This window comes from Rhizobium sp. SG2393 (genome assembly GCF_042610495.1).
Lineage (GTDB): Bacteria > Pseudomonadota > Alphaproteobacteria > Rhizobiales > Rhizobiaceae > RU20A.
Window position 1 is genome coordinate 102,341 of record NZ_JBHGAP010000006.1, and the last position, 16,683, is coordinate 119,023.

The following is a 16,683-nucleotide window of genomic DNA, read 5'->3' on the forward strand; positions in this document are numbered from 1 at the left end:
AATCTGCGAACTCCCGCGAAGGCTCGTTCATCAGCCGTATCGTGGACGCTTTCCTGATGGTTCAGGTCCGTAACACCGGAAGCACCCCCGCCCGCCAGCCCCGCTGACGCGCTGACCAAGCCCCCTCGCGATACACAGTGATGATCATCGGCCGCGTGTTCGAAGGAACGCGCGGCGGGTGTCGTTGAACACGCCAATTTTCCTGCGGTGCCAGGCGGGCTTGACCGGTCCATGGGGCAGCCTTCGTGGTTGAGGCGCGGATCCTCGGGTCGAGCCCGGGGATGGCGGCGGGTGGCTTGATCGGTTACCCGACCCCTGCCCTGCAATGTCTCTCGTCGAGTGGATGCCAAGGGCGGAGCGTCGCTTCCTTCAGGGCACGGACACATCCCTCTGACCGGCCTGAATCGGTCGCGCGATTTTCTCCTCGCTCCGTCATGCTCGGCCGTGAGCCGAGCATCCACGCGGCCCTCCGCGACCGGGATGAGAATGACGGCGTGGAGGCGATCGATTCTTTCTCAGCACGATTGGTGTCGTGCAGGGAGGTGAGGTCGCTTTTATCAACGTCCCACCGGATCTGCCCGCCCTTCAGGCTGGCGTCTCGCCGGCGGTCCTCATCGCTGCGGGCGGAAAGCGGACGGCGACTTTCAGGCCGCGCCCCTCGCGGCCTTGCCGGGCCGCGCCGTCTTCCAGCGTGACGGTGGCTGTGTGAAGCATGGCGATTTCCTCGACGATCGGCAGGCCGAGACCGGAGCCGAAAGCCTTTTCGCGTTCGCCGCGCACGAAGCGGCGCATCACGTCGGCCCGCCGCTCGGGCGCGATGCCGGGACCGTCATCGGTGACGGACAAAAGGACGGCGCCCTCTTCCTGCGTGACCCGCACCGTGACCTCGGCCCCCTGCCCGGCATAGGCGATGGCGTTTTCCACGAGGTTCTTGACGAGCTCGCTGATCAGCAGCGGCTCGCCGGCGATGCGGGCGCTGCCCTCCCCTTCGAAACCGAGATCGATGCCAGCGGCGGCAGCGGCGGGAACGTGATCGGCCGTGACATCCTGGGCGAGGCGCAGGAGATCGAGATCGGCGGGTGCGCCTGCCTCGCCCGACGTGGCGCCATTCAGCCTGGCAAGGGTGAGAAACTGGGCCAGCACGCGCTCGGCCCGCGCCACGGCCGCATCGCTCTTGGCAGCGGCCTCGCGCGCCTCCTCCAGCGTGGAAGCGCGCGTGACAAGCGCGAGCTGGGTGCGGATGACGGCAAGGGGCGTGCGCAGCTGGTGACTGGCATTGCCGGTGAAATGGCGCAACGCCTCCAGCGCGGTCGAGAGCCGCACCATGAAGGAATTGACGGTTTCGACCAGCCCTTCCACCTCGCGCGGCACCTCCTCGCGGATCGGCTGGAGATCATCCGGATTGCGCTCGGCAATCGCGGCGCCGAGACGGTTCAGCGGGCGTAGCGAGATGGTGACGGCGATCCAGACGATGATGGCGGCGCCGCCGATCATGACAAGAAGGCGGGCAGCGGAGCGCAGGAGGATGGCCTCAGCGAGCTGGCGCCGGGCAATGGTGGTTTCAGCGACCGTGACCACGAAGGGAACGGAGGAAATGCCCGTGGAGGCCGAGCGCTGCAGCGCGCCGACACGGATCGGCTCGCCTCGGAAGGTCGCGTCCGCAAAGGCGGTCGCCTGCCCTGGCTTGCCGGCGACGACGGGCAGCGCCTGGTAGCCGGTGATGAAGGTGCCGGGCGGGCCATCGACGCGGTAGAAGACGCGGTCCTGCGCGGCCGAGGTCAGCATCTCCAGCGCGACATAGGGAATATCGACCTCGAGCGACCCATCCTCCGCCACCACGACACGCTCGGCGATCGCCAGCGCGGAGCCGGCCAGCACGCGGTCGGAGACCGTATTGGCCGTGTTGACGGCCTCCTGCCAGGTATCGACAAGCGCCACCATGCCGATGATGGCGGTGGCGATGAGGAGCCAGCCGAGCAGGCGGCGGCGCAGCGACCGGCGAAGCGAGAAAAGGGCGAGCGTCATGCGGGCGCGACACCCTCGCCATCCGCCTCCGGCAGCCTGTCGAGGTAATAGCCGATGCCGCGCGCGGTCTTCACCGTCAGCCCGTGTGGCGCAAGGCGCCGGCGCAGGCGGCTGACATATTGCTCGATCGCATTGGCGCTCAGATCCTCGTCAAAGCCCGTCAGCGACTGCATGATCGCCTCCTTCGCCACCACCTTGCCGGCGCGCAGGAACAGCGTTTCGAGCAGCGCGACCTCGCGGGCGGGGATATCGACGGGCTGGCCGCCGACCGTGAAGCTGCGCGAGGTCAGATCCAGCGTGACCTTGCCGAAGGAGACCGAGGAGGTGCGGTGACCGGCCTGCCGGCGCAGCAGCACGCGGATGCGCGCTTCCAGCTCGCCGACATCGAAGGGCTTGGTGAGATAATCGTCGGCGCCGAGATCGAGCCCGCGAATGCGCTCTTCCGGCGCGCCGCGCGCGGTGAGGATCAGCACCGCCGTGCGGTTCTGCCGGGCGCGGATGGCCTTGAGCACATCGAGCCCGTCCACCTCCGGCAGGTTGAGATCGAGCACGACGAGATCGAAGCTCTCGGTGGAAATCGCCGCCAGCGCGGAAGCGCCGTCCGCCACCCGGTCCAGCGCATAGCCGCTGCCCCGCAGAAGGACCATCAACCCTTCCGCCAGCGCCTCATTGTCCTCCACCAGCAAAAGCCGCACGCGTACTGCACTCCATCCCAAGCGTTTAGCCTATATGAGGGGCTTGGCGGTGACCAGAGCGGTCAAGAAAGGACGACATCGTTCCGCGCGGGTGGCCGCTCACATGCCTTTGTAGGCGAACATATATGGGATATGCTCTGCACTTGGAGGCCTCGTGATGCTGAAACGCAAGGTCAATAGCGGTTCACCCAACCCTTCGGCTGATCGCAACGAGAAGCCGGTCGATGTGCTCGCGGCCTATTCCCGGGGTCTGCTGTCGCGTCGGGAAACATTGCAGCAAACGGGATTGCGCGATAGCGCAGACCTTCTTGTCGCGCTCGGCGACGCCGGCCTGCCGCTTCTTCCTTCCGGTGATATAGACAGCCAGGCCGCGACGTTCGCACGGCTTTGGAACATGGGATGAAGCGTTGCACGCTCGTCCTGCCGGATGCCGGGCCTATCCGTCGTCCTCGAATTCGTCCTCAACAGGCAGACCCGGCGGCCGTTCGCGACCGTGACGGATGGAGAGGATGAGAATTTCGGTCGGCCGCTGGCGGTAATCGATCAGATAGGCACCCATCACCAGACGATGAATGCCGGGATAGGGAAGATCAGGCGACAGGTGACCGAGCGCTGGAAAGCGCTCCAGACGAGCACGCAGGCGCTTGAGATCATCGAGAAAAGCACGTGCCGCAAGCGGTTAGCGGTCCTTGAGATAAGCAGCTTCCTGCCGCACATAGGCCGTGGCCGCCGGCGACAGCGTGACTTTCACGCCGCCGCATCCTTCAGGAGCGCCTCCACCTCGGAAATGACGTCATCGAGATCCGTGCCATGGCCCGCGTCGATGTCGCGGTCCGCCTCGGCAAGCGCCATCAGCTCCTTCCCCTCGGCCGCGAGATAGGCTTTCAGGGCGCGGAGGATGATCCAGCTTCGGCTGCGCTCGCAGATGGCGGCGAGCTTTTCGACATCGGCGAGCACATCGGTCGGCAGGCGAAGTGTCAGGGGATCAGACATCTTTTGAGAAGACACCATTTTTCTCTCCTTTTGTAATACACCAACCCTACTCCTGGCCCATTCGGCCGTCAATCCGCGCGAGGAACCGCTGCCACCCGCCCTTGCCGCCATCCTCCCGCTCCGGCATGATGAGGCATGCCTGTCCTTCCCGTCCTTCGCCTCCTCCTTTTCCTCTGCTTGATGGCGGCGGGGCCGGGGGCTGTGCTGGCGGCGCCGGTCTTCTTCCCTGCCGGGTCGGGGGATGAGCATGCGCCGATCCTGAAGGTCTATTCCTCGCTGGACGAGCATCTGGCCCGCCCGATGATCGAGGGGTTCCAGAAGGCCAATCCGGATGTGGCGGTCGATTACGAGGACATGCTGACGGGGGAGATCTACGACCGGATCGTCAAGGAGACGGATGCGGGCGAAAAGACCGCCGATTTCGCCTTTTCCTCTGCCATGGACCTGCAGGTGAAGCTCAGCAATGACGGCTATGCGCAGCGCTCCGACCTTGCCATGAGCGGGCGCTGGCCGGCCTGGGCCAACTGGCGTAACACGGCCTATGCGCTGACCTTCGAGCCGGCCGTCTTCGTCTACCACAAGCCGAGCTTCAAGGGGCGCAAGCCGCCGGAAACGCGGGCCGAGTTCGTGGCCTATCTGAAGGAGATGGGCGATGGCGTCTTCGGGCGGATCGGCACCTATGACATCGAGCGCTCCGGCGTCGGCTTCCTCTTCATGGCGCGCGATCAGGAGCAGTTCGGCGATATCTGGAGCGTCATCCAGGCCATGGGGCAGGCGGGCGTGAAGCTCTATTCCACCAGCCAGGCGATCCTCGAACGCGTCGCCGACGGGCGCTTCACCATCGGCTACAACATCCTCGGCTCCTATGCGGCCGACTGGGCGGCGCGGCACCCGGATGTCGGCATCGTGCTGCCGAAGGACTATACCGTTGTCATGTCGCGCATCGGGCTGGTGCCGCAGGCCGCCGCACGGCCGGATCTCGGGCGGCGCTACCTCGATTTCTTCATGTCGCGCGAGGGGCAGCAGACGCTGGCCACGCAATTGCAGATCCCCGCCGTCAGCCCAGATGTTGCCGGCGACAACACGGCCGTCACCCTGCAGGCGCTGCTCGGCGCCCAGTTGAAGCCAGTGCCCGTCAGCCCCGGCCTGATGGTCTATCTGGACCAGGTCAAGCGCGCCCGGCTGATCGCCCGCTGGAACGAGGCGCTCAGGCTGCATTGACACGCTGACTGCGGGCGGTGGCGCCGGCAACGGGCATGGCAGCCCCCCATCATGGATGACGGCATCAGGCCCATGCCCGGATAGGACGGTTTGCCGGCGCCCTGCTAAGGACGGTCGCCATGCCATGCTGCCGAGTGAGCCGACCGGAACGCGAGAACGAGAGCCCCGAAAAGCATGAAGCCGGCCCAAGGGGACCGGCTTTCAAACATAGGCATCATGTCAGTCCGGATGGACCGATCGGGCTCAGGCGCCCGGGAAGGTCGTGGGGTCGATGCCGAGCGTGCGCAGGTCGCGGGCGGCCGGCTGGCGATGGCCCTCGACGGCGGCAGCGGCATTGCGGGCGGCACCGAAGACGGCGAAAGCGCGGGTGAAAACATTGCCGCGGGTCGTGGTGGTCTTGCTCATCTCATTCATCCTCTTCATCTCTCTCTTGACGGATTGAAGATGGGGGCGAGCGGGTCATTTCACAACGCCCAAGTCAGCAGCCCAGCCATGCAGGTGCGACAGGGCGGGTTAACGGCGACGGCGCCATCCGCGCCGGGGACAGGGCCAGGAACGGGGCCAAGATCGCGCGCCGCGCGACCAAAACGGGTGCCAAAGCCATATTCGTTGCTGCGAGTCTTCGATTTTAATGAGCACTTAATTGAAATTTTACGCATGTCATAAATTGTTCACATTCGAGCAGAGGCGGCCCTGACCACCTTCGCAACGCCCATGATGCCGGCGTTTTGCCCTGGCCTCCGCGCGAGGCATGACCGTCGCCCATCCCACGAGGATCTGCTCTTATGTTCTCACGCTCGCTCTCCATCAGCACCAAACTTGCCCTGATGTCCGGTGCCGGCATTCTTCTCATGCTGGTTGTGGCGGTGGCGGGGTGGATGCTGAACGACGCTGTCACGGCTGCGGTGACGCGGGGTCGCGTCCAGGCCGAAATCACCCGCAACCTGATCGACATGAAAGCGTCCGTCCGCGGGCTGGAAACCGGGGTCGCCTGGGTCCGCCTCGCTGCGTCGGACGACGACTTGAACTCGGCGATCGACTATATGGGCAAGCGTCATCAGTCGGCTCTCAAATATATCGGCCTCGCCAAGGAGGCGATGACGATCCCCGCAAACAAGCAGCGGGCGGAGAAGATCGAGACGATCATCGCGGCGGACGACGTGCTGATCGAGCAGCTCGAAGCGGCACTGCGCGCGAAGGCGGATACGGCCGACGTCGTCGCCAAGCTTTCGACGAGCTTCACGGAGATCGGCCATCTGATCGACGAGGCCGTCAACGCGGCCAAGGCGGCGAGCGAGGCTGCCGACCAGAACCGGCGCGACCTGCAGTCCCTGTCGTCCACCGTCAGCCTCGTCATGTCGGGCCTGATGATCGCGCTGCTCGTCGCCTCCGCGCTCTTCGGCCGCAAGGTGATCGCGCAGCCGATCCGCCGCATCACCGCCAGCATGAACGGCCTTGCCGGCGGCGATCTCGACACGGCCATTCCCTTTGCCGGCCGCAAGGACGAAGTGGGCGAGATGGCGGCTGCCGTGCAGGTCTTTCGCGCCAATGCGCTGAAGGTGCGCGAGATGAATGCGCAGGAAGCCGCGCTGCAGGCGCAGAATGCCGACCTCCAGAGCAGCATCGCGGCGGTCGTCTCCTCGGCGGTTGACGGCAATTTCACCCGGCGCATCGAAAAGCACTACGAGAACCCGCATCTCAACACCTTCGCCGCCAGCGTGAACGATCTTCTGGCCTCGGTCGACGAGGGCGTGCGGGAAACGCAGCGCGTCGTGGCCGCCCTTGCCGATGGCGACCTGACCGAGTCGATGAATGGCAGCTTCCGCGGCTCGTTCCGGGAGTTGCAGTCGAATGTCGATACCGCGATGAAGAGCCTGCGCACCGTGATGAGCGAAGTGCTTCTCGCCATCGAGACGATCAATGGCGGCACGGGCGAACTGCGCGCCGCCGCCAACGATCTGTCGCGCCGCACCGAGCAGCAGGCCGCCTCACTGGAGGAGACCGCCGCAGCGCTTGAGGAAATCACCTCCGCCGTCGGCAATTCCACCGATCGCTCGCTGCAGGCCGCGACGATGGTCACCGAGGCGCGCCGCAACACCGAGCAGTCGAGCACGGTGGTGCGCCAGGCCGTCGAGGCCATGGAGCGCATCGAGCAGGCCTCCTCCGGCATTGGCCAGATCATCAACGTCATCGACGAGATCGCCTTCCAGACCAATCTTCTGGCGCTCAATGCCGGCGTGGAAGCCGCGCGGGCGGGCGAGGCCGGCAAGGGCTTTGCCGTCGTCGCACAGGAGGTGCGCGAGCTTGCCCAGCGCTCCGCCACCGCGGCCAAGGACATCAAGGCACTCATCCATCGCTCCAGCACCGAGGTGACATCCGGCGTCGCCCTCGTCACGCAGACGGGCACGGCCCTCGACACGATCCATGGCAACGTCGCCGCCATCGACGAGCAGATCCGCTCGATTGCCGGCACCTCGCGCGAACAGTCGACCGGCCTCCAGGAGGTCAACACGGCTGTCAACCAGATGGATCAGGCCACCCAGCAGAATGCCGCCATGGTGGAGGAGCAGACCGCTGCCACCGCCCGGCTTGCGGAGGAAACCCAGCGGCTGCGCAGCCTCGTCAGCCGCTTCCGCATCGAAAAGGCCGGCGAGACCGGCCGTGCCGCGCCCGCGCGCTACACCCCGCCGCAGCGCCTGGCGAGCTGATCGCGCCACCAGCGTCCCGACATGGAAAAGCGCGCGCGTTCGGCCGAACGCGCGCGCTTTGTTCTTTGCAGGCGGTTTGGCGGGTCCCGCTCAGTCCTCGTTGGCGGCAAGCTGCGAAAGCACCTGGCCGCGACCCCGTGCCCGCATGATCAGCGGCACGATGAGGGCAAGGGCTGCGATGGCGAGCAGCGCGGCGGCGATCGGCGAGGTGAAGAGCACGCTCCAGTCGCCTTGGCTGATGGCGAGCGCCCGGCGCAGTTGCTGTTCGGCGAGCGGCCCGAGGATGAGGCCGACGACGACGGGGGCGATCGGGTAGCCGAGAACCCGCATGACGTAGCCCATCAGGCCGAAGGCGAGCAGCATGCCGAGCTCGAAGACCGACGGATTGGCGCCGATCGTGCCGAGCGTCGCAAACAACAGGATGCCGGCATAGAGCCAGGGCTTGGGAATGGTCAGCAGCCGCACCCACAGGCCGATCAGCGGCAGGTTCAGCACCAGCAGCATGAAGTTGGCGATGAGCAGGCTGGCGATCAGGCCCCAGACGAGCTGCGGATTGGTTGCGAAGAGAAGCGGGCCGGGCTGCAGGCCGTATTGCTGGAAGCCGGCCAGCATGATCGCCGCCGTCGCCGTGGTCGGCAGGCCGAGCGTGAGCAGCGGCACCAGCGTCCCGGCGGCCGACGCATTGTTGGCCGCTTCCGGGCCGGCCACGCCTTCGATGGCGCCGTTGCCGAACTCTTCCGGATGCTTCGTCAGGCGCTTTTCCGTGGCGTAGGAGAGGAAGGTGCCGATCTCGGCGCCGCCGGCCGGCATGGCGCCGATCGGGAAGCCGATTGCGGTGCCGCGCAGCCAGGGCTTCCAGGAGCGCGCCCAGTCGGCCTTGGTCATCCACAGCGATCCCTTGACCGCCTCGATCGTCTCCGGGCCGCGATTGCCCTGCGCGGCGATGTAGAGCGTCTCGCCGATCGCGAACATGGCAACCGCCAGCGTCGTCACCTCGACGCCGTCGAGCAGGTCCGGCACGCCGAAGCTGAGGCGCGTCTGGCCGGTCAGCTGGTCGATGCCGATCATGGCGAGTGCAAAGCCGATGAAGAGCGAGGTGAGACCCCTGAGCGTCGAATCCCCGAAGGCGGAGGAGACGGTGACGAAGGCGAGCACCATCAACGCGAAATATTCGCGCGGCCCGAAGACCAGCGCCAGCTTGACGATATACGGCGCGATGAAGGCGAGACCGATGGTGGCGATGAGGCCCGCGACGAAGGAGCCGATGGCGGCGGTGGCAAGCGCCGGCCCGCCGCGCCCGGCGCGCGCCATCTTGTTGCCCTCCAGCGCGGTGACGATCGAGGCGCTTTCGCCGGGCGTGTTCAGCAGGATCGAGGTGGTCGATCCCCCATACATGCCGCCGTAATAGATGCCGGCGAACATGATCAGCGATCCCGCCGGATCGAGCTGGAAGGTGATGGGCAGCAGAAGCGCCACCGTCAGCGCCGGGCCGATGCCGGGCAGCACGCCGACGGCGGTGCCGAGCGTCACGCCGATCAGCGCATAGAGCAGGTTCATCGGCTGCGTGGCGACGCCGACCCCCTGCAGGAGGAATTCGAAGGTGTTCATAGGCGTGACCCTCAAGCCTGCCACGCAGGGTGTCTGCGGTGGATACAGGCATCAAAACAGGACGGAAAGGGCGTCGGCCGCGTGGCACGCGGCCCGGGCGCCTCTCAGGGCAGCAGGCGTTCCAGCGGCCCGGCCGGCAGCGACAGCTGAAGCAGGCGGGCGAAAACGAACCAGATGACGAGCGACAGCAGAATGCCCGCCGGCACCGAGATCCACAGCTTGCGCCGGCCGAAGGCGGCGGCGGTTGCGGCAAACAGCACGCCGGTCGCGATCGAAAAGCCGGCCGTCTTCAACAGCAGCATCTGCGCGGCGAGACCGCCGACGATCCACACGACGGGACCGATCTCCTGATGCTCGCGCTCGGGAAACTCGCCGCGAAAGGCCGCGACGACCGTCCAGATGGCAAGCCCGATCAGGCCGATCGCCACCACATAGGGCACCGTCGTCGGCCCGACCGGGGAGTAGGCGACGAGGGCTGCGAGGTGGGAGGTGTCCCACAGAATCACGCCGGCAATGGCGGCGAGCACGATGGCGGCCCCGAGCGCCGCCCAATCCGGGCGGCGCGGCGTTGCGTGAGAGGGGTTGTGACCGCTCATTTCACCAGTCCGATATCCTTGAGGGTCGTCTCGGTGGCGGCGATGTCCTTTGCCAGCTGTTCGTCGAAGGCGGCGCCGGCGAGGTAGGTGTCCTGCCAGCCCTTGGTCTTCAGCGTTTCCTGCCAGCCGGCCGACTTGACGAGCTTTTCGATGTCTGCGGAGACGGCGGCCTTCTGTTCGTCCGTCAGGCCCGGTGCTGCCGCGATCATGCGCCAGTTCTGCACCACCACGTCGAGGCCGGCTTCCTTCAGCGTCGGGGCATCGACGCCTTCAAGGCGCTCTTCGCTGGTGACGGCGAGCAGGCGCAGCGTGCCGGACTTCACCTGGCTTTCGAACTCGCCATAGCCGGAAATGCCGGCCGAGACCTGCGATCCGAGGATGGCCGCCAGCGCTTCGCCGCCGCCGGAAAAGGCGATGTAGTTGATCTTGGTCGGATCGACGCCGGCCGCCTTGGCGATCTGGCCGACCGCGATGTGGTCCGTGCCGCCGGCCGAGCCGCCGCCCCAGGAAACCGAACCCGGATCCTTCTTCAGCGCCGCGATGAGGTCGCCGATGGTCTGGAAGGGCGAGGAGGCGGGAACGACGATGGCTTCGTATTCGCCGGTCAGACGCGCGATCGGCGTCACGTCCTTCAGCGTCACGGGTGCCTTGTTGGTGAGGATGGCGCCGACCATGACGTAGCCGCCGACGATGAGCGCATTGGGATTGCCGGCCGACTGGCTGGCGAACTGGGCAAGGCCGATCGTGCCGCCGGCACCCGGAACGTTCTGCACCTGCACATTGCCGGCCAGACCTTCCTGCTGCATGACCTGCTGGATGGAGCGGGCCGTCTGGTCCCAGCCGCCGCCGGGATTGGCGGGCGCGATGATGGTGTAGTCGGCGGCAAAGGCCGGCAGCGAGAGCGCGCCGGCGATCAGCGAGGCGAGAAAGAAGTGCTTCAAGGTCGTGTCCTCCGTTGGCCGCACTACGTGCGGCGTCATGAACCATGATGCGGGAGAACAGGCGCGGGCCCGCTTCGAGCGAAGCGGCGCATCCGGCGATGTGTGGCAGTCCTCCCGGCCCGCGACACCCCGCCTCCACGGCGTGTCCGGTCGCGCACAAGGCACCACAGCAAGCTGACATTTAACTGACATTTAACGATTGAAAGTTTCGCAGCACGCGTGACAGGCCAACGGGCAACGGGACCGCAGGACGATCCACCAGCACGAAAAAGCCCGCGATCGCGACCGCGGGCTTCGACTTGTCTTAAAGGTGAGGACGCTGCCTCAGCCGTGGCTGTGTGCCCCTTCAAGCGCCTCGCGCCTGTTGTAGCGGATCGAGGACCAGAGCGAGACGCCGATGAGGGCGGCGCCGCCGAGCCCCGTGATGACTTCGGGGATGTGGACCAGCGTCTGGAAATACATGATCACCGAGAGGATCAGGATGGCGTAGAAGGCGCCGTGTTCCAGGTAGCGGTATTCGGCAAGCGTGCCCTTGTCGACCAGCATGATCGTCATGGAGCGCACATACATGGCGCCGATGCCAAGGCCGATGGCGATGACGAAGAGGTTCTGCGTCAGCGCGAAGGCACCGATCACGCCGTCGAAGGAGAAGCTGGCATCCAGCACTTCGAGGTAGATGAAGGCGCCAAGGCCGCCCTTGGCCGCAGCACTCATGGTTTCCTGCTGCGCATCCAGCAAGCCGCCGAGGACTTCCACGAGCAGGAAGGTCAGAAGGCCGTAGATGGCGGAATGCACGAAGGCGGTCGATTCGGCTTCATCGAGGAAGCGCGAGAAGACCAGGATGAGGATCAGCACGAAGGCGATCTCGACGCCCTTGATGGTCGCGTAGCGGGCCATGCGGGCTTCGAGGAAGGAGATCCAGTGCACGTCCTTCTCGTGGTCGAAGAAGTAGGTGAGGCCGACCATCATCAGGAAGGTGCCGCCGAAGGCGGCGATCGGCAGATGCGCCTCGTTCATGATGCGCGCATATTCCTCCGGCCGGGATGCGGCGAGGATGACGGCGTCGATCGGGCCGATATGGGCGGCGATGACGACGATCAGGAGCGGGAAGATGATGCGCATGCCGAAGACGGCGATCAGGATGCCCCAGGTGAGGAACCGCTTCTGCCAGACGGGCGTCATGTCCTTCAGCTTGTTGGCGTTCACGATCGCATTGTCGAAGGACAGCGAGATTTCGAGAACGGCCAGCACCGAGCAGATGAAGAAGACGGTGAGCATGCCAGACAGCGTGCCGGTGGTCTGCCAGCCGAGCCAGGCGCCGAGGATGAGGCCGAGAACGGTGACGATGAAGGCCCAGGTGAAATAGCTGAGCGTGGAGGGAGCGGCCTTCGTGGTCATCGGGCGCACTCCGTGCCGGCAAGGGCGCAAGGGGTGAAACGATGCGCAGCCGAAAAGGCACGCGCACAACGCATGGAAAGGATGGTCATTGGCTTTTTTTCCGCCGGCCGAAAATGCAGGCGGTACCGACATCACGAGAGCGCCGTAAAACTCTCGCCAGAGGGGCCCGGCACCGGGTTCCGTCCGCGCTGTCTTGCGATGTCTCGATGCGCGGGAACGTCCGTTTAATTACGCAGCTTCACGCATTCGTCAAGTGCGTGTGATGGGCGGCGTGATCACGACGGCGGCGACGAGCGCGCGGCCCCGCTCCGTCAGGGCAAACGAACCCTCGCCCGCCGCCCCGTCCGTCGCTCCGTCCACCGCCTCCAGCACGAGGTGGGCATCCGGCCCTGCGATGCGCGCCAGCTCAGCGCGCACGGTCTCCTCCGGGGCACCGAAGGTCAGCGCGAAAGCCCGTGCCGAGCGCGCCATGTCGAGATGGGCAGCGGCGACGAGACCGGCCGCAAGCTTGGTCTCCGGCGCATCCGGCGCATCCTGGATGGCGGTGACAAGGGCGACGAAGCGGCCGAGCATGCAGGCGCCCATGGCTCAGCGCTCCCGGCTGTGGGAGTGTTGGTGGCGGCTTTCGCCCGTGCCATCAAAGCGCCTGCAGACAATCCCCCTCACCTGCTTGCCGGCATCTTCTCCCCGAGGAGAGAAGAGATGAGAACGGGAAAGTCGAGCCGACCAGCTACGCTGCGAAACGGGTGAGGTCGGGACCCGCGCGCGCCGGCCGCGCGTCGTCGCCGCCTGTTTCCTTCCGGCCGAACCGCCGCCTGCCATGCCGCCTCTCGCCATTCTGTGGGCGCGCGCACGGCGCCACGCCCTCGATACTCAATAGATGAGTATCGCAGTAAACTTATTGCGGCGGCATTTCAATGGCCGGCTGCGGCGACCGCGTCAGTCCCTGTAGGACGGATCCTCGCGGTCGAGGCAGGATTTGAGATAGGCGAAATGGCGCTCGGCCATGCCGCGATAGGGGCCCCAGCCGTCGGAGGTCGCCTTCGCGATCTCGTCGGAGAGCACGGCGAGCGGCTTGCCGGTCGACAGCGTCAGGATCATCGTCTGGGCGGCCTTCTCGAAGAAATAGAGGTCTTCGAAGGCATCCGCCACCGTTTCGCCGGCGACCGAGACACCGTGATTGCCCATGACCAGCACGGATTTGCCCCGCATCATGCCGGCAATGCGTTCGCCCTCCTCGGCCGCATCGGCAATGCCGCCGAAATCGAGATCGTAGCCGATCCGGCCGAAGAAGCGCGCCGTGTTGTTGTCGAGCGGCAGCATGGTCGGATCCTTGAGGCAGGCAAGCGCCACGGCATAGGGCGAATGGCAGTGCAGCACCACACGCGCCTCCGGCAACAGGCGATGCACCGTACCGTGGATGGTCCAGGCGGAAGGATCCGGCGCATTCGGCCCGTTCATCACATCCGGATTGTCGGCATCGAGCAGAAGCAGGTCGCTCGCCCTGATCGTGGCGAAGTGCTGCCAGCGCGGATTGAGCAGGAATTTTCGCCCATCCGGCGAGACGGCGGCGCTGAAGTGGTTGCCGACCGATTCGCTCCAGCCGAACCGGTGGCAGATGCGGAAGGCGGCGGCGAGGTCCTGCCGGAGCGCGACAAGCGCCTCCGGCTCGGCGATTGCAGGGGTGGGGGTCATCACGTTCATGCCTTGAACCGCCCTTCGCTGACGAGCGCACGATAGGTGGAGCGCATTTCCTCGCGGTCGGCATAGCAGCCGCGCAGGTAGCGGTCGCCGCTCGTGGCGGAATAGGCCAGGCGCCCGTGCACGATGCGGTGGTTGTCGAACACCATGCATTCGCCGCCCTTCATCATGAAGCGCATCATGAAGCGGTCGTCCTGCAGCATTTTGCCGAAGCGGCAGAAGGCCGGGTAATAGTCGTCGAGCAGCGTCTGGTCGAGGTCGAAGAGATCGGCCATGTGCTGGCTGATGGTGAGCCCCGCGACCTCGCCATACTTGTCCAGCTCGATGACGCGCTGGCGCGAGCGCATGTCATAGGTGTCGTGCTCGCAATAGAAGGGAATGTCGATTTCCGACAACAGGCGGAAGCCTTCCGGATCGATGCGCTTGAACTCGTTGGCGACGGCGACGCCGTCCGAATAGATGCTGAGCCCGCCCTCGACCGTATTGGCCCGGCAATGCAGGAACTGGATGCCCGGCGCGTGCTCCTCGGCCGGCGTATCCGTGTGCAGTTCGAGCGCCTTGGCCGTATAGGCCGTGTTGGTCGGGTTGATGTGGGTCTTCACGTCGAAATATTCGCCGAAGAAGGTGGGGCGCACATGGCCCATCAGCTTCACCGTTTCCGTCAGGCCCTCATTGCTGTCGGGCATGTCGGTGACGATGGTGAGCCCCTCGACGATCATGGCCCGCAGCCATTCCGCCACCTTTGCCGGATTGGCCAGGAGTTCGGGCTGCGAGAAGCGCGGGATCTCCGGGTAATGGTCGCTGAACCAGGCCTTGCGCGGCAGATCGGCCGGGTCCGGCCGCTGCCTGCCCTCGGTGTAGAGCGCAAGCAGCGCCGTCGGATAGCGGGAGACGTGCCCCTCGCCGGCCCAGGTGATGACGAGGTGATCGCCCTCGATGGCGGCGCTTTCGGCGCGCGGCGCTGTGCTCAGGTGGAAGATGTCGAAGCTGCGCTCGCGCGTCTTGCTGTCGAAGGAGGTCGGGCAGTTGTCGCGCAGCCAGTAGTAATTGAAGTAGGCCTCGCGGCCCTCGCTGAGAACCAGGCTCAGGCCCTTTTCCTTCAGGTTGACCGTGCCGTTCGGCTTGACATGTGCGTTCATCGCGATCGACGCCTCTGTTATACTGTTGATCCGCAAAGCTCTGGCGCCGGAGCGGTTTGATCCCTTGCAATCCGGCGTCTCACGACGAAAATACGGCGAAAGCCGCCGCGCCGGAATGCGGAAAAAACTACGCACAAAATAAGACTGGAGTTATATTTGTCCGACCCCCTGCCCCCGCTCAGGCTTCTCACCGTGTTCGAGACGCTGACCCGGCTCGGCTCGACGCAGCGCGCCGCCAACGCCCTCAACGTGACGCAGCCGGCCGTCAGCCAGGCGGTGAAGGCGCTGGAGGAGCATGTGGGCATCCGCCTGCTCGACCGCGCCACGCGGCCGGCGACGCTGACCCCGGCCGGCGAGATCATGCGCGCCGGCATTGCCGAGGGGCTTTCGCGCATCGGCGCGGCGATCGAGGAGGTGCGCAGCCTTCGCGCCGGCGACGACACATCCGTCACCGTCGCCTGCACGGTGGGCACCGCCACCTACTGGCTGATGCCGCGGCTGGCGGGCTTCTACAACGATTATCCGGAGATCGGCGTGAACGTGCTGACGACGGTGGCAAGCCCCGAGGTCGCCCCCGGCGTCGATCTCGTCATCCGCTACGGCACGGGCGAGTGGAGCGACGGGGAGACGATGAAGCTCTTTGACGAGAGGGTCGTGCCGGTCTTTGCGCCCGCCCTGGCTGAGCGGGTGCGGACGGTGGCCGATCTCGCCGCCGTGCCGCTGCTCAATGTCGTGCAGAGCGACCGGACATGGCTGGGCTGGAGCGATTATCTGGAGCGTAAGGGCCTGCCCCCGAACCGCCTGCCCGGCCGCACCTTCACCAACTACATTCAGGCGACCCAGGCAGCCCTTGCCGGACAGGGCGTGATGCTCGGCTGGCAATCCAACACGGCCGACCTCGTGCGCGAGGGTCGCCTGATCGCGCTGCCCGATGCCGAACTGCTGCCGCGCGAGGCGTTCTACCTCGTCTTTCCCGCACGTAGCCGTGGCAAGGCGGCGTGCCGGGTGTTTGCGGACTGGGTGCAGGGAGCGGCCGCGTCATGAGCGCCGCCAGCCGCCCGCCGAAGGTCACACCGAGAACAGGCTCGTCAGCGGAAGATGGGCCTTCACGATCGGCGATTTCAGCACGACGAAGCTGAAATACTTGTCGATGCCGATATCCATGTCGGTCAGGCGTTCCATGATCGTCTGGTATTCGCCGATGCCGGCGCAGACGAATTTCAGCAGATAGTCGTAGCCGCCCGAGACGAGGTGGCATTCGATGACCTGATCGACCTTGTCCACCACGGCGAGAAAGCGGGCGAAATCCACCTGCCGGTGGTTCTTCAGCGTGATCTCGGTAAAGACGGTCAGGGTCTGGCCGAGCTTTCCGAGGTTGATCTGCGCGGAATAGCCCTCGATATAGCCCTCGGCCTGCAGCCGCTTGACGCGCATCAGGCAGGGGCTCGGGGACAGGTGGACCAGTTCGGCCAGTTCCACGTTGGTGATGCGGCCGTTTTTCTGCAACTCGTAGAGGATCCTGATATCCGTCCTGTCGAGTTTCATCATCGGCCCGCCGTGCTCCCTCGTGCTTTGCAGCATAAAATGCTGTCAGTCCTGCCGGTAACGTTAGCACAGCCGGAAGGATTGTCCAACGCAGGCGGCTGGCGGCAATGGAT

The 16,683-nt window shown here is 65.7% G+C and carries 16 protein-coding genes and 1 pseudogene; 4 read left to right on the forward strand and 13 right to left on the reverse strand.

All coding sequences use genetic code 11. From position 1 onward, the window contains the following. Window positions 1-585: 585 nt before the first annotated feature. Both ACED18_RS14150 and ACED18_RS14155 read right to left on the reverse strand, forming a co-directional pair. Entirely contained in the window at window positions 586-2,025 is a 1,440-nt protein-coding gene (locus ACED18_RS14150; protein WP_377293284.1) for a sensor histidine kinase N-terminal domain-containing protein, read from the reverse strand. Beyond that, the gene (locus ACED18_RS14155; protein ID WP_377293286.1) at window positions 2,022-2,720 is read right to left on the reverse strand and encodes a response regulator; all 699 of its coding nucleotides are present in this window, start codon (window positions 2,718-2,720) and stop codon (window positions 2,022-2,024) included. Before ACED18_RS14155 ends, ACED18_RS14150 begins: the two co-directional genes overlap by 4 nt. Window positions 2,721-2,877: 157 nt before the next feature. On the opposite strand from ACED18_RS14155, the gene ACED18_RS14160 reads away from it, so the two are divergent. After that, a complete protein-coding gene (locus ACED18_RS14160) occupies window positions 2,878-3,123 on the forward strand; it encodes a hypothetical protein (RefSeq protein WP_377293288.1) in 246 nt (81 codons plus the stop codon). Window positions 3,124-3,156: 33 nt separating this feature from the next. Here ACED18_RS14160 and ACED18_RS14165 read toward each other — a convergent pair. Both ACED18_RS14165 and ACED18_RS14170 read right to left on the reverse strand, forming a co-directional pair. Continuing rightward, a pseudogene (locus ACED18_RS14165) lies at window positions 3,157-3,471 on the reverse strand (type II toxin-antitoxin system RelE/ParE family toxin). Next, complete coding sequence (locus ACED18_RS14170; protein WP_377293290.1) at window positions 3,468-3,731, reverse strand: CopG family ribbon-helix-helix protein; 264 nt, start codon at window positions 3,729-3,731, stop codon at window positions 3,468-3,470. Before ACED18_RS14170 ends, ACED18_RS14165 begins: the two are co-directional and overlap by 4 nt. Before the next feature lie 162 nt (window positions 3,732-3,893). On the opposite strand from ACED18_RS14170, the gene ACED18_RS14175 reads away from it, so the two are divergent. Then, on the forward strand, window positions 3,894-4,934 hold the full coding sequence (locus ACED18_RS14175) for an ABC transporter substrate-binding protein (protein WP_377293491.1): 1,041 nt from the start codon (window positions 3,894-3,896) through the stop codon (window positions 4,932-4,934). 243 nt (window positions 4,935-5,177) lie between these two features. Here the strand turns inward: ACED18_RS14175 and ACED18_RS14180 are convergent, their stop codons facing one another. Then, entirely contained in the window at window positions 5,178-5,339 is a 162-nt protein-coding gene (locus tag ACED18_RS14180; RefSeq protein ID WP_377293292.1) for a hypothetical protein, read from the reverse strand. A gap of 380 nt (window positions 5,340-5,719) precedes the next feature. Between ACED18_RS14180 and ACED18_RS14185 the strand changes: the two genes are divergently transcribed. Beyond that, window positions 5,720-7,642, forward strand: coding sequence for a methyl-accepting chemotaxis protein (locus ACED18_RS14185; RefSeq protein WP_377293294.1), 1,923 nt, complete (start codon window positions 5,720-5,722; stop codon window positions 7,640-7,642). Window positions 7,643-7,732: 90 nt separating this feature from the next. Here ACED18_RS14185 and ACED18_RS14190 read toward each other — a convergent pair whose 3' ends face one another. The 7 genes from ACED18_RS14190 to ACED18_RS14220 all read right to left on the reverse strand — a co-directional run bounded on the left by ACED18_RS14190 (window position 7,733) and on the right by ACED18_RS14220 (window position 15,025). Then, the gene (locus ACED18_RS14190; RefSeq protein ID WP_377293296.1) at window positions 7,733-9,250 is read right to left on the reverse strand and encodes a tripartite tricarboxylate transporter permease; all 1,518 of its coding nucleotides are present in this window, start codon (window positions 9,248-9,250) and stop codon (window positions 7,733-7,735) included. Between the two features lie 104 nt (window positions 9,251-9,354). Beyond that, window positions 9,355-9,846, reverse strand: a complete 492-nt coding sequence (locus ACED18_RS14195; protein ID WP_377293298.1) for a tripartite tricarboxylate transporter TctB family protein — start codon at window positions 9,844-9,846, stop codon at window positions 9,355-9,357. Beyond that, the gene (locus ACED18_RS14200) at window positions 9,843-10,787 is read right to left on the reverse strand and encodes a Bug family tripartite tricarboxylate transporter substrate binding protein (protein WP_377293300.1); all 945 of its coding nucleotides are present in this window, start codon (window positions 10,785-10,787) and stop codon (window positions 9,843-9,845) included. The genes ACED18_RS14195 and ACED18_RS14200 overlap by 4 nt, the downstream gene beginning before the upstream one ends. A gap of 324 nt (window positions 10,788-11,111) precedes the next feature. Then, window positions 11,112-12,185: a DUF475 domain-containing protein gene (locus ACED18_RS14205; RefSeq protein ID WP_377293302.1), complete on the reverse strand. Its 1,074-nt coding sequence runs from the start codon at window positions 12,183-12,185 to the stop codon at window positions 11,112-11,114. A gap of 249 nt (window positions 12,186-12,434) precedes the next feature. After that, entirely contained in the window at window positions 12,435-12,770 is a 336-nt protein-coding gene (locus ACED18_RS14210) for a hypothetical protein (RefSeq protein ID WP_377293304.1), read from the reverse strand. A gap of 354 nt (window positions 12,771-13,124) precedes the next feature. After that, the gene (locus ACED18_RS14215) at window positions 13,125-13,889 is read right to left on the reverse strand and encodes a class II aldolase and adducin N-terminal domain-containing protein (protein WP_377293306.1); all 765 of its coding nucleotides are present in this window, start codon (window positions 13,887-13,889) and stop codon (window positions 13,125-13,127) included. After that, on the reverse strand, window positions 13,886-15,025 hold the full coding sequence (locus ACED18_RS14220; RefSeq protein ID WP_377293308.1) for a TauD/TfdA family dioxygenase: 1,140 nt from the start codon (window positions 15,023-15,025) through the stop codon (window positions 13,886-13,888). Before ACED18_RS14220 ends, ACED18_RS14215 begins: the two co-directional genes overlap by 4 nt. 156 nt (window positions 15,026-15,181) lie before the next feature. On the opposite strand from ACED18_RS14220, the gene ACED18_RS14225 reads away from it, so the two are divergent. Further along, entirely contained in the window at window positions 15,182-16,069 is an 888-nt protein-coding gene (locus tag ACED18_RS14225) for a LysR substrate-binding domain-containing protein (RefSeq protein ID WP_377293310.1), read from the forward strand. A 24-nt stretch (window positions 16,070-16,093) separates the two neighbouring features. Here the strand turns inward: ACED18_RS14225 and ACED18_RS14230 are convergent, their stop codons facing one another. Next, window positions 16,094-16,570: an Lrp/AsnC family transcriptional regulator gene (locus tag ACED18_RS14230; RefSeq protein ID WP_377293493.1), complete on the reverse strand. Its 477-nt coding sequence runs from the start codon at window positions 16,568-16,570 to the stop codon at window positions 16,094-16,096. Window positions 16,571-16,683 lie beyond the last annotated feature (113 nt).

Coding starts and splice junctions, on each gene's coding strand:
- ACED18_RS14220 (WP_377293308.1), bottom strand. CDS start 15,025: ATGAACGCACATGTCAAGCCGAACGGCACGGTCAACCTGAAGGAAAAG.
- ACED18_RS14150 (WP_377293284.1), bottom strand. CDS start 2,025: ATGACGCTCGCCCTTTTCTCGCTTCGCCGGTCGCTGCGCCGCCGCCTG.
- ACED18_RS14190 (WP_377293296.1), bottom strand. CDS start 9,250: ATGAACACCTTCGAATTCCTCCTGCAGGGGGTCGGCGTCGCCACGCAG.
- ACED18_RS14215 (WP_377293306.1), bottom strand. CDS start 13,889: ATGAACGTGATGACCCCCACCCCTGCAATCGCCGAGCCGGAGGCGCTT.
- ACED18_RS14175 (WP_377293491.1), top strand. CDS start 3,894: ATGGCGGCGGGGCCGGGGGCTGTGCTGGCGGCGCCGGTCTTCTTCCCT.
- ACED18_RS14180 (WP_377293292.1), bottom strand. CDS start 5,339: ATGAGCAAGACCACCACGACCCGCGGCAATGTTTTCACCCGCGCTTTC.
- ACED18_RS14205 (WP_377293302.1), bottom strand. CDS start 12,185: ATGACCACGAAGGCCGCTCCCTCCACGCTCAGCTATTTCACCTGGGCC.
- ACED18_RS14210 (WP_377293304.1), bottom strand. CDS start 12,770: ATGGGCGCCTGCATGCTCGGCCGCTTCGTCGCCCTTGTCACCGCCATC.
- ACED18_RS14160 (WP_377293288.1), top strand. CDS start 2,878: ATGCTGAAACGCAAGGTCAATAGCGGTTCACCCAACCCTTCGGCTGAT.
- ACED18_RS14230 (WP_377293493.1), bottom strand. CDS start 16,570: ATGAAACTCGACAGGACGGATATCAGGATCCTCTACGAGTTGCAGAAA.
- ACED18_RS14185 (WP_377293294.1), top strand. CDS start 5,720: ATGTTCTCACGCTCGCTCTCCATCAGCACCAAACTTGCCCTGATGTCC.
- ACED18_RS14195 (WP_377293298.1), bottom strand. CDS start 9,846: ATGAGCGGTCACAACCCCTCTCACGCAACGCCGCGCCGCCCGGATTGG.
- ACED18_RS14170 (WP_377293290.1), bottom strand. CDS start 3,731: ATGGTGTCTTCTCAAAAGATGTCTGATCCCCTGACACTTCGCCTGCCG.